At 60.0% G+C, this 11,937-nt stretch carries 7 protein-coding genes and 1 rRNA gene; 2 read left to right on the top strand and 6 right to left on the bottom strand.

The features are described from left to right. The first annotated feature begins 186 nt into the window (after positions 1-186). Positions 187-302 (top strand): 5S ribosomal RNA (rrf, locus tag CKW11_RS27090). Between the two features lie 65 nt (positions 303-367). Here rrf and CKW11_RS27085 read toward each other — a convergent pair. The 4 genes from CKW11_RS27085 to CKW11_RS27070 all read right to left on the bottom strand — a co-directional run bounded on the left by CKW11_RS27085 (position 368) and on the right by CKW11_RS27070 (position 5,713). Beyond that, positions 368-1,546: a PepSY domain-containing protein gene (locus CKW11_RS27085; protein WP_095140134.1), complete on the bottom strand. Its 1,179-nt coding sequence runs from the start codon at positions 1,544-1,546 to the stop codon at positions 368-370. A gap of 77 nt (positions 1,547-1,623) precedes the next feature. Then, positions 1,624-4,125, bottom strand: coding sequence for a TonB-dependent siderophore receptor (locus CKW11_RS27080; protein ID WP_095140133.1), 2,502 nt, complete (start codon positions 4,123-4,125; stop codon positions 1,624-1,626). A gap of 86 nt (positions 4,126-4,211) precedes the next feature. Then, positions 4,212-5,213 carry a FecR domain-containing protein gene (locus CKW11_RS27075; RefSeq protein WP_095140132.1) on the bottom strand — a complete coding sequence of 334 codons (1,002 nt, stop codon included), beginning with the start codon at positions 5,211-5,213 and terminating at the stop codon, positions 4,212-4,214. Further along, complete coding sequence (locus tag CKW11_RS27070; protein WP_095140131.1) at positions 5,213-5,713, bottom strand: sigma-70 family RNA polymerase sigma factor; 501 nt, start codon at positions 5,711-5,713, stop codon at positions 5,213-5,215. Before CKW11_RS27070 ends, CKW11_RS27075 begins: the two co-directional genes overlap by 1 nt. 311 nt (positions 5,714-6,024) lie before the next feature. On the opposite strand from CKW11_RS27070, the gene CKW11_RS27065 reads away from it, so the two are divergent. After that, the gene (locus CKW11_RS27065; RefSeq protein ID WP_095140130.1) at positions 6,025-7,905 is read left to right on the top strand and encodes a methyl-accepting chemotaxis protein; all 1,881 of its coding nucleotides are present in this window, start codon (positions 6,025-6,027) and stop codon (positions 7,903-7,905) included. Positions 7,906-8,051: 146 nt separating this feature from the next. Here the strand turns inward: CKW11_RS27065 and CKW11_RS27060 are convergent, their stop codons facing one another. Both CKW11_RS27060 and CKW11_RS27055 read right to left on the bottom strand, forming a co-directional pair. After that, a complete protein-coding gene (locus tag CKW11_RS27060) occupies positions 8,052-8,519 on the bottom strand; it encodes an SRPBCC family protein (RefSeq protein WP_095140129.1) in 468 nt (155 codons plus the stop codon). 21 nt (positions 8,520-8,540) lie between these two features. Next, positions 8,541-11,933: a non-ribosomal peptide synthetase gene (locus CKW11_RS27055; RefSeq protein WP_095140128.1), complete on the bottom strand. Its 3,393-nt coding sequence runs from the start codon at positions 11,931-11,933 to the stop codon at positions 8,541-8,543. Between the last annotated feature and the right edge of the window lie 4 nt (positions 11,934-11,937).

Here is an 11,937-nt window from a genome sequence, read left to right as displayed (position 1 = left end):
CATCCCGAACTCAGAAGTGAAACGATGCATCGCCGATGGTAGTGTGGGGTTTCCCCATGTGAGAGTAGGTCATCGTCAAGATTAAATTCCGAAACCCCAATTGCGAAAGCAGTTGGGGTTTTGTTTTAGTAGAAGTTATAGATTTTGCTGGCACGTTACCGTGTTGACGGGCCAGATACAGAATTTCTTGACGACCATAGAGCGTTGGAACCACCTGATCCCATCCCGAACTCAGAAGTGAAACGATGCATCGCCGATGGTAGTGTGGGGTTTCCCCATGTGAGAGTAGGTCATCGTCAAGATTAAATTCCAGAACCCCTGTCTGCTAACGCAGACAGGGGTTTTGTCGTTTCAGGGCTTCCGAACATCAGGCCGCTTTGCGAGCCTTGCTGATACGTCGGGCTTGCCACTTACGCCACCAGATGTAAACGCCAGTCCCTGACAGTCCCGCGATCACAACACCCAATACCGCGATCAGCACCTGCCCGGTAAAGCCTATGATCCGTCCGCCATGTATCGGTAACTGCAGTCGATAAAACCGCTCCCCCAATGTCCCTTCTCCAGCGATTTCCTGCCCTAATAATCGTCCGTCCGTGCCGTGAAAGAACAACCAGGATTTGCCATGCGCTTGAGTGTCGTGATGCCCGAATCCTGCGCCGTAGAAGTTGTACTCAAAGCTGTAATACAACTCCCCAATCGCCGCTGTCAGTCCTAGCCTCTTACCCTCGACCAATGCCCTTTCGTACGCCTGTTGATAACTCAACTGTGTCACCCCCAACTCCGAGGGAGGCATTCGCCCTCGAGCCTCATAAACGCTCGGTTCAATCGGCGAAAACCACGACACTGCCGGTTTGAACACCTGACTCGGCAAATTCATCGCGACACTGCTGACCGCAATCGGCAGCAACAACAACCACAGCCACAATCCCCCCGCACGATGCAGGTCGAAGTTGAGCCGGTAAGCGTGCCCGCCCTTGATCTTCCAGGCCGTCGACCACTTTCTCCAGAACGGCTTGCCACGAGGAAATGTCAGCCACAAGGCGATAAAGCAATCGATCACCCAGGCGCACGCAACCAGACCCATCAACCACAAGCCCCAGTTTCCGGGCAGCGTCAGGTTGTAATGAAACTCGAGAATGAACGGAATGAAGTTCTCCCGGGAAAAGCAGCACTTGCCCCAGTAACGTTGCCCTTTCTGCTCGGCACTCACCGGGTCCAGGTAGAACACCTGATTGCGCTCATCAAACGGTTTGCCCGTCGCCGGATCGTTACGTGGAACAGCTGCCAATAGCGCGGTATGTCCCAATTCTTCCGGATACTCCATGTACCAGACCTGCAGCTTCGGATGGGTGGTTTGCACAGCCTCGACCAATGCCCCTGGAGGCAATCGCTGACCCTCGGCGGAGGCCGCATAGAATTGCGGATTCAGCCATTCATCCAGCTCATGATTAAACGCCAGAATGCTTCCGGTAATCCCGGCCAACAGCAAAAACACCGCCGTCGCCAGGCCGATATAGCGATGCAACAACACCAACAATGCGCGCATGAAGATTTCCCCACAAAGACGACAAAGCCAGCCCCTGAGAAATCAGCGGCTGGCTTTTTTATGCACAAGGCAAAGGCTTAGAACTGGTAGCTGACCGTGGCGGCGACGTTGCGCTCTTCGCCCATGTAGCAGAAGTTCAGACTGGCGCAGGAGGCCACGTAGGTTTCATTGGTCAGGTTGTTCGCATTAAAGCGCACGTCGACGCCCTTCAAGCCGAGCTTGCCCAGGTCATAACCGATCGAGGCGTCGAACAAGGTGTAGGAAGGCACCTTCAGCGTGTTTTCCGCGTCCGCCCAGCTATAACCGACATAACGCACACCACCGCCCAGACGCAGGCCATCGAGTACCGCGCTGTCGAACTTGTAGTCGGCCCACAACGAGGCCATGTGCCGCGGCGCCTGAGTTGGCGAGTTGCCTTTGTTCTCGATCACGTCGGTCGGAGTGCTCAAGGTGCTGACCATCGACTTCGAGTACTCGATATCGGTGAAGGTGTAGCTGCCGAGCACTTTCAGGTTGTCGGTCAACTGCATGTGCGCTTCCAGCTCCAGACCTTGCGAGCGCACAGCGCCGACTGCTCGGTAGAAGTTTTCCTGTGGCAACTTGGTCGCGAGGTTCTCCTGATCAATGCGGAACAGCGAGGCGGTGAACAGATTGTCGGTGCCCGGCGGCTGGTACTTCAGGCCGACTTCCCATTGCGTCCCGTCAGTTGGCGGCAGAGGATTACCGGCGCTGTCGGCATACGAGTTCGGGTTAAACGACTCGGAGTAGCTGATGTACGGCGCCAGACCGTTATCGAACAGATACAACGCGCCGGCGCGGCCGGTCAGTTTGGTACGGCGGTCGTTGATTTCGGTGCCCACTGGCCGACCCGCTTCGGCGATACGGTTCTCATCGGAGGTCTCGACCCAGTCCTGACGCAAGCCCAGCGAGAAGCGCCACTGGTCCATCTCGATCAGGTCTTGCAGGTAGACCCCGGTCTGCTCCAGGCGCCGCAGGTAACTGGTGTCGCCGTACATGTCGATCGCCGAATTGCCGTAGACCGGGTTGAACGCATTGATCGGCGCCAGACCACCACTGGTCCAGTCGACCACAGTCTTGCGCCGTTGATAATCTGCGCCCATCAACACGGTGTGCTTGGTGGCCCCGGTGAAGAATTCGGCCTGCAGCATGTTGTCGACGATGAACGCATGCAGACGTTCATCGCCGCCGGTGTAATAGCGGTTCAGTTCGTTGCTGGTTGGTGTCGTCCAGCCGTAGGCGTAGACCTGATCCATGTTCACTTTGGAGTCGAGGTAACGGAAGTTCTGCCGCGCCGTGAAGACATCGTTGAAGCGATGTTCGAACTGATAGCCGAACGATTGCTGATCCCGCGAGTAGCCATCAATCCCCGGCTCGCCCTCGAAGAAGTGCGGCGAGATGCGGTTGCCGTTGCGCTGATGAATCGTCCCGTCCGCCGGCACGCCACCGTGGTAGCCGCCATCCGGATCGTGCTGCAGATACGCCTGCAGCGTCAGCGAAGTGTCTTCAGTGAAATCAATGCTCAGGGTCGGGGCGAGGGCGAAGCGTTTTTCCTTGTTGTGGTCGAATTGTGTATCGGACTGATCCGTCAAACCGGTCAGACGATAGGCAATGCGCTTGTCATCATCGACCGGGCCACTGAAGTCAAACCCGACTCCGCGCTGACCTTGGGTACCGACCGTGGCCTGAACCTGATGATAGGCCTCGTACAACGGCTTTTTGCTGGTCAGTGCCACGAGGCCACCGGGCGAACTGCGGCCGTACAACACTGACGATGGACCTTTGAGAATATCCACGCGCTCAAGAAAATACGGATCGACCTGCATGGTGCTGTAGGTGCCGCTGTCGCCCATCGACTTGAGGCCGTCGAGGTAAATATTGTCCACCGAACCATCGTTGAAGCCGCGCATCGCCACATAGTCGTAGCGATGGGTTGCCCCGTAAGGGTTGGTCAGCACGCCGGGGGTATAGCGCATCGCCTGAGAGACGGTCTGTGAACCTTGGTCGTCCATTTGCTCGCGGGTGACCACGGACACGCTTTGCGAAGTTTCCAGCAACGCAGTACTGGTCTTGGTCGCGATCTGGCTGTGGGTGGCGTTGTAGCCTTCCATACTGCCGAGTGCGTTGCCGAGGGCGAAACCTTTGATATCGGTGGCTGGCAGAGCCAGCGCATCGGTTTCACTGACTGGACGCAGGACGTAGCTGCTGCCGTCCTGGCTGACCGCTTCCAGACCCGAACCGCTGAGCAAATGGCTCAACGCCTGATCGGTTGAATATTCGCCCTGTACGCCCGGAGACTGTTGTCCCTGCGTTTGCTGTGGGGTCATCGACAAGGTAATGCCCGCCTGACGGGCAAACTGGTTCAGCGCCTCGCCCAGTGGGCCGGCGGCGATGCTGTAGCGATGACTGCTCGCCTCACTGACATTGGCGGCGAGGCTCAGGCCGGGCAGCACACCGGCACCCAGAACGGTGGACAGCAGGGCGGCGCGAACTGCGTGGCGCAGCAGGCCCGATTCGGCAGTGAAATTCAGCGGTTTCTTACAGGTGAGGCGGACAGTCATTGTCGGTTTCCGTGGCAAGTCGCAAAGGCTGAGTTGAAGTGCTTACTGACCAAGCCGGACTCGTTGCGAAAACCCGCCAAAATAATTCAGGCCACCGGTTCCAGCGTGACCCACCAGCGAGTGCGATAACGCAATTGCACCGGCAGGGTCTGCGGCAGGATGGCCAGCAGCGTGTCGGTATCCTCCAGGCGGAACACCCCGGACAGGCGCAAGTCCGCTACCTGCGGCGCGCACGTCACAAAGCCCTGACGATAACGCCCGACTTCATTGAGGAAATCGCCCAAGCGCATGTTGCGGGTCACAATCAAACCATCGGCCCACGCACCCACGTCCATATCCAGTGGTGGTGCCGGGCGCACCTGATGGTGATCGATCAGATAGGTCTGCCCCGCGAGTGCCTCGACGGAGGTTGCGCCGCTGCGGATGGCGACGCTTCCGGAGCTGACGGTGAGCCGTGTGCAATCGCTGTCCTGACGCAGGATGAAGCGGGCTTTTATCGGCTCATAAATACCATGACGACTTTGCACGCGAAGTGGCCGGTTGAACGTCGCGCCTTCATCGTTACCGCCGCATGTGACGATGATTTCGCCGCGAGTGAGTTTGATCAGCCGCTGCTGCGCGGTGTAGTCCAGATCCACTGCGCTGGCAGTGTTCAGCTCGATCCGCGTGCCGTCGGGCAACTGGAACCCGCGACGCTCGCCGGTCGCCGTAGCGTAATCAGCGCGCCACTGCTGCCACACGGAGGTGTCCTTGGCCAGCCACGCCGCGGAGCTCATCAGCACCGCGCCAGACAGCAGCTTCAAGGTCTGTCGCCGTCCGAGTCCTTGCGCACTGTTTTCCAGCGTGTTCAGCGCCACGTGCGCGCCGGGCACTGCGCGCAGGTTATGGCTCAATTCCGCCTGCAGCGACTGCACGCGCTGCCAGGCCAGTTCATGTTCATGATGTTCGGCACGCCACGCGTCGCACTGATGACTCAGGCGCGCATTGCCATGGTTGTTGCGCAGCCGCAGCAACCAGTGAATGGCTTGCTTGACCACCTGTTGTTGCGGCTCGGCGCGGCGCCCGACTGAGTTGTTGTCCACACTCATCAGGCTTCGTACCGCAACATGTAACAGTGATACAGCGCATCGGCGACGTAACGTTCGACGGAGCGCAGTGACAAACCCATCTGCGCGGCGATCTGCTTGTGGGTCAAACCTTCGCACTGCGCCAGCAGAAACGCCTGACGCACTTTCGGCCGCAAGCCTTCGAGCATGCGCGCCACGCTCTCGAGCAACTCGATCACCAACGCGCGAGCTTCGGCGCTTGGGGTTTCGGCTTCGGGCAAATGGGCGATGGCTTCGAGATAGGCGCGTTCGATTTCTGCACGACGCCAGTGGTCGATCACCAGGCCACGGGCGATGGTGCGTAAAAATGCGCGAGGTGCCTTGAGTTCCAGACGTTCGCTGCGCTGCAACAGACGCACGAAGGTGTCCTGCGCCAGGTCCGCGGCATCTGCGGCATTGCCCAGCCGCGCTCGCAGCCAGGCGTTGAGCCAGCCGTGATGACTCCTGTAAAGCGCCTGCACTGCAAACTCAGGTGAGGACATGAACGCGACAGCCCGAACGTCACAAATGATAATTAGTCGCATTTTTATCAAGGGCTGAGAATTTTGCAACCTCCGCACGAATAACCGTCTTAAAAAACTGAAGGCAAACGCTCTGGCACGCCGTTCGGCGGGAATCTGACAGAAATGCCGCACATTTCCCACAACGCCCTAAGTTTTCCGCAAACGGTGCCGACAGACTGGTGAGACATGCGTGCACCAAAGTAGAGCGGCCGTCAGAACGCCGCCTGCGCTGTACATGGAATGTTGCATCCCGGAACGCATCCCCACTTTTGCATAAGAAGTCCCATGAAATGAATCTCAAGTTCAGCCATAAAATCCTGTTGGCCGCCTCGGGCGTCGTGGTCCTGGCTTTCGCTTTGTTCACCCTCTACAACGACTATCTGCAGCGCAACACCATTCGCCAGAACCTTCAGTCGTCCGTGCAGCAGGCCGGCGATCTGACCGCCAGCAGCGTGCAGAACTGGATGAGCGGGCGAATTCTGGTGCTGGAAAACCTCGCGCAAAACGTTGCCCATCAGGGCAAGGACGCCGACTTCCCGGGGCTGGTCGATCAACCGGCCTTCACCTCGAACTTCCAGTTCACCTACGTCGGCCAGGCCAATGGGGTGTTCACTCAGCGCCCTGACGCGAAGATGCCCGACGGCTACGATCCGCGTCAGCGCCCTTGGTACAAGCAAGCAGTCGTTGCTGACAAAACCATGCTGACCCCGCCGTACATGGCGGCGGTCGGTGGTCTGGTGGTGACCATCGCCATGCCGGTGAAAAAGAATGGCGAACTGCTGGGTGTGGTCGGTGGCGACCTGAGCCTGGAAACGTTGGTGAAGATCATCAACTCGGTGGACTTCGGTGGCCTTGGCCACGCGTTCCTGGTCAGCGGTGACGGCCAAGTGATCGTCAGCCCGGACAAAGATCAGGTGATGAAGAACCTCAAGGACATCTACCCGAATTCCGGCGTGCGCATCGAGAAAGGCAACCAGAACGTGGTGCTCAACGGCCAGGAACGTATCCTGTCGTTCACCCCGGTCAGCGGTTTGCCGAATGCCGACTGGTACATCGGTCTGTCGATCGATCGTGACAAGGCCTACGCCGCCCTCAGCCAGTTCCGTACTTCGGCGCTGATCGCGATGTTCGTCGCGGTCGCTGCGATTGCGCTGCTGCTGAGCCTGCTGATCAACGTCCTGATGCGTCCGCTGACCACCATGGGCCGCGCGATGCAGGACATCGCCCAGGGTGAAGGCGACCTGACCCGGCGTCTGGTCGTGGAAGGCAAGGATGAGTTCGCCGAACTGGGCAGCTCGTTCAACCAGTTCGTCGAGCGCATTCACGCGTCGATTTCCGAAGTGTCGTCGGCCACCCGTCATGTACACGACCTGTCGCAACGGGTGATGGCGTCGTCCAACGCCTCGATCATCGGTTCCGACGAACAAAGTGCCCGCACCAACAGCGTGGCTGCCGCGATCAACCAGTTGGGCGCCGCCACTCAGGAAATCGCCCGAAATGCCGCCGATGCTTCGCAGCACGCCAGCGGCGCGAGCGAGCAGGCCGATGACGGTCGTCAGGTGGTCGAGCAGACCATTCAGGCGATGACCGAGTTGTCGCAGAAGATCAGCCTGTCATGCACCCAGATCGAAACCCTGAATGCAAGCACCGACAACATCGGCCACATCCTCGATGTGATCAAAGGCATCTCGCAGCAGACCAACCTGCTGGCGCTCAACGCGGCCATCGAAGCGGCACGTGCCGGTGAAGCCGGACGCGGTTTTGCGGTGGTGGCGGACGAAGTGCGCAACCTCGCCCATCGCACTCAGGAATCGGCGGAAGAGATCCACAAGATGATCACCTCCTTGCAGGTCGGTTCGCGTGAAGCGGTGACCACCATGAACGCCAGTCAGGCGTCCAGCGAAGAAAGCGTTGAAGTGGCCAACCAGGCCGGCCTGCGCCTGGTCAGCGTGACCCAGCGCATCGGCGAAATCGACGGCATGAACCAGTCGGTGGCCGCTGCAACCGAAGAGCAGACGGCGGTGGTGGAAACCCTCAACGTCGACGTCAACCAGATCAACCTGCTGAACCAGCAGAGCGTGGCCAACCTCAATGAAACATTGAAGGATTGCGATGCGCTGTCGCAGCAGGCGAACCGGTTGAAGCAGTTGGTCGACAGCTTCAAGATCTGATCGCCAGACGGAAGACCGCGTTATCGTTCTTCGCGAGCAAGCCCGCTCCCACAAATTGACCGCGTTCCTACAGAAGGAATGCAATCAAAATGTGGGAGCGGGCTTGCTCGCGAAGGCGGTCTGACAATCACCGCAAATCCGAAGCCTTACACAAACAGCTTCAACACATTCCCCATCGCATCATCGGCAAACCCCTGAACGAAATCCTTGAACCCCGGGAGTGCCTCGTCACCTCCGCTGGCCGGCTCTGCAATGATCGTCCAGGTCGCCCGCGACTTCCCCGCCCCCAGTGATTCCACATTCATCGCCGCCCACAAATTCGCCACACCCAAGGTGTTGTAGATCGTGGTCCAGGTCATGGCGCGCGCCTGCTCATCGCGGGAGTTGAGTTGTTCGACCACCACATTGCCGTCCTTGAAGAATTTCTTGCGCAGCGACGACACGCCGTCGCCGGTCATTTCGATGTGCGACAGCGCCGGAATAAAGCGGTCGAAGCCTGCGAAATTGCCGACCACCGCCCAGACCTGCGCCGCGTCCGCCGGCACCTCCACCGAAGACACAACGTGGCAGCCGTGCGGGTTTTTGATCAGGGTGTCGGGTTTCAGATTGCTCATGGTGTTACTCCTTTTTGATGACTAGATGAAGTTGATCTGTTTCAGGTAATCGCAGCCGCGACGTAGCAGCGCCGGGGATTTTTCCGGGTACTGCGCGCCCATCTGCCGCACGCCGGCCTTGGCGTTGGCATGGCCGATCAGGGAGATGTCGCCGATGTCTTCCTCGAAGCCATTGAGGTAGAAACCGAGCACGCCGAACAGCGCGTTGTCGGCATCGACCCGGCCCAGTTGCTGCTGCCAGTCGGCGACGCTGACCAGCGAGAACTCGCTGCCGGTTTCGCGGAACGAGGCGACGTAGGCATCCCAACTCAGCGGCTCGGGGTTGTGCAGGTTGAACACCGCACGCTCGGTCGAATAACGGCTGGCGTGGAAGGCGATGAAGCGGGCGAGAAAGTCCACCGGCATCAGGTCGAAATTCAGCGCGAAGGCCGGCACCTGACCGAGCTGGATCGAGCCCTTGAGCATCAGCATCAAACGGTTTTTGTGCGGCTGGCAGACGCCGCTCAAACTGTTGAAACTGATGTTGCCGGGGCGATACAGGTTGACCCACACCCCGCGCTCGCGGGCCCGTTCGAGGATGCGTTCGCCGACCCATTTCGACAGGTTGTAGCCGTTGCGAATGTAGATCGGCGGCGTCGGCGCGGCGGGCAATTCGAGCACGCGGCCTTCGCTATCGACGGTGCTGGAAGCGGACAGCGTCGAGACAAAGTTGAAGACCTTTTTGCTACGCCCTTCACACAGGCGCAGCAGCTCGAAAATCGGCTCGACGTTATCCGCGGCCAGCGACTCGTAATCGAGTACGTGATTGACGTTGGCGGCGTTGTGCACCAGCGCGCCGAACTCGCGATCCAGGCGCTGATAATCGTCATCGCCCAGACCCAGTTGCGGGCGGGTGAGGTCTGCGGAGTAGATCCGCACCCGGCTCAAATCGAGGTGTTCGAGACGGTTTTCGCGCAGCGCCTGAGCAAAACGCTGCGCCGCCGTTTGCCCGCCCCCGTCGCGCACCAGACACGCCACTTCGCTGGCGCCCCAACCGAGCAGCGCTTCGACGATGTGCACGCCGACAAAGCTGTTGGCGCCAGTGACGATCACCTTGTGCACATCGCCCAGGCGACTGATCGGCAGCGGCTCAATGTTCAGCGGGCGCTCGGCGTCGGCCATGGCCTGGGCGCTGAGCACCGCGCTGTCATCGGTACCGCGCACCAGCGTCGCGAGTTTGATGATGGTCGGCAGTTCGATGAAGCGGTTGATCGAGATGCTGCGCCCGAATTCCTCACGCAAGCGCAGCAACATCCGCGACAGCAGAATCGAATGCCCACCGAGATTGAAGAAGCTTTCGTCGGTGGAAATATCGCTGCTCGGCAGCTCCAGCAGTTCCGCCCAGATCTCCAGCAGCAACGCTTCGTCGGCACTTGCCGGCAGGCATTTCGGGCCGCTGTCCTGCACGCTCACCGGCAGCTCCAGCAACGCCTTGCGGTCGACCTTGCCGTTGCTGGCGAATGGCATCTGCGCCAGTTCAGTCCACGCCACCGGTTGCATGTAGTCCGGCAGAAACTGCTGGGCATGCGCCTTCAATAGATCGCGGGCAGTGTCCGACTGTGGCTGGGCGAGGAACGCCAGAATCCGCCGCTGACTGTCGATCACCACCGCCACCTGACGGTACAACTGGCTCTCGCGCAGGCACCTCTCGATCTCTTCCGGTTCGACCCGGAAACCACGGATCTTTACCTGATTATCGCGTCGTCCGCACAGCTCGATGCCATATTCGCCCCACTTGGCCATGTCGCCGCTGCGGTAGGCGCGCAAGCTCTCACCGTGCGGCAGTTGCAGGGTCAGATAACGCTCCGCGGTCTGCTGCGGATTGTTCAAATAACCGAGGCAAACGCCGGGGCCGACGATGAACAATTCGCCGACGGTGTTCTCCGGCACCGGTTGCAGATCGTCATCGAGAATCAGCACCTGACTGTTGGCAATCGGTGCGCCGAGGGTACGGTTGCTGTCACCCGGTTTGAGCTGGCGAGCGGTAATCAACACCGTGGCTTCGGTGGGGCCGTAGAGGTTGTGCAGCTGGCCCTGACGGGTCAGTTGCTCGATAACGAAGGGCTCGCAGACGTCGCCACCGGTCATCACTTCGACGCCTTGCAATTGCTCCAGCGGCAGAATGCTCAGCAGTGCCGGCGGCAGGAACGCGTGGGTCAGTTGCCGGCGGCGGATAAGCGCCACCAGTTGCAGCGGATCGCGGCGCTGGGTGTCATCCGGTACTACCAGTTCAGCGCCTTGCAGCAGCGTCGGAAAGATATCGATCAGCGAAGAATCGAAACTCAGCGAAGAGAACTGCAACACCCGACTTTCGGCGTGCAACTGCGCGTAATCGGCGTACCACGCGGTGAAGTGCGCAAGGTTCGCCTGGCTCAGCAGCACGCCCTTCGGATGGCCGGTGGTGCCGGAGGTGTAGAGCGCCATGCACGGTGCTTCAAGCGTCGGCCGCTGACGCATCAACGGCAGGTCGAGATCGGCGTCGGCACTGTCGATACGACTGACATCCAGCCCGGGCATCGACTCACCCAGCGGATGCTCGCCGTCGTGCAGCAACAACACTGCGCCGGCGTTTTGCAGGATGTATTGCTGACGCTGCACCGGATGGCTCGGCTCCAGCGGCAGATACACCGCACCACTGCCGAGCACCGCCAGAATCGAGGCGAACAGCGCCGGGCTTTTCGGCTGGCAGATACCCACGACCCACGGCTGCGGATGCTGCTCGAGCAACGGTTGCAGACGTTGCTGGATCGCACGGCTGTGCGCGTGCAACTGGCGATAGCTGAGTGACTGCTCGGCCAGGTGCAACGCCGGTCGCTCGGCGTGCGCGATCAGGCTCTGCTGCAGGCGTTCGATCAGCGGCGTCTGCGCCTGTCGCAACAATTCCGGATGCGCCGTCGCGTTGAGGCGATGGACGTAGGCCAGGCTGTCGAGAAACGACAGATCTTCCACCTGTTCAAAGTCCGGCGCCGTGGCTGGCACTGCCTGCTGCAAATACTCGGCATCGCGGGAGAAACGGCTGACCAGCAACGCGACTTCGTCGACCACATGCGTCAGCACTCGCTGGCGCAGTGCCTGCCCATTGCCGGACGGCTCATCGGCAATCGGCACACGGCTGATCAGTGACGAGCCGAGGAAGCACAGCAGGTCGAGCGTCGGTAAACCGCCAAGGCTCGGCGCCCCGATACCCAGGCGCAGATGCAGGTGCGGGATGGCGCAGAAATCGCCGGCGCCGATGAAGCCGTCGTCGATGATCAGATCCACCGGCGATTGCGCCGCGCCGCTGCGCCGTAAAGTGTGACCGTGTTGTTCGAGTTCCTGCGCCAGGTCGGTCATGGCCTGACTGGCGCCAATCAGCAAAATGTCGAGACGTCTCATGTCG

The organism is Pseudomonas sp. Irchel s3a10 (genome assembly GCF_900187525.1).
GTDB classification, from domain to species: Bacteria; Pseudomonadota; Gammaproteobacteria; order Pseudomonadales; family Pseudomonadaceae; genus Aquipseudomonas; species Aquipseudomonas koreensis_G.
The sequence above is the reverse complement of the archived record's forward strand: the minus strand, read 5'-3'. Positions and strand labels throughout refer to the sequence as shown.

Bases quoted from the DNA above. Each gene is read 5' to 3' on its own strand.
- CKW11_RS27060 (WP_095140129.1), bottom strand. From the start codon at position 8,519: ATGAGCAATCTGAAACCCGACACCCTGATCAAAAACCCGCACGGCTGC.
- CKW11_RS27080 (WP_095140133.1), bottom strand. From the start codon at position 4,125: ATGACTGTCCGCCTCACCTGTAAGAAACCGCTGAATTTCACTGCCGAA.
- CKW11_RS27075 (WP_095140132.1), bottom strand. From the start codon at position 5,213: ATGAGTGTGGACAACAACTCAGTCGGGCGCCGCGCCGAGCCGCAACAA.
- CKW11_RS27055 (WP_095140128.1), bottom strand. From the start codon at position 11,933: ATGAGACGTCTCGACATTTTGCTGATTGGCGCCAGTCAGGCCATGACC.
- CKW11_RS27065 (WP_095140130.1), top strand. From the start codon at position 6,025: ATGAATCTCAAGTTCAGCCATAAAATCCTGTTGGCCGCCTCGGGCGTC.
- CKW11_RS27070 (WP_095140131.1), bottom strand. From the start codon at position 5,713: ATGTCCTCACCTGAGTTTGCAGTGCAGGCGCTTTACAGGAGTCATCAC.
- CKW11_RS27085 (WP_095140134.1), bottom strand. From the start codon at position 1,546: ATGCGCGCATTGTTGGTGTTGTTGCATCGCTATATCGGCCTGGCGACG.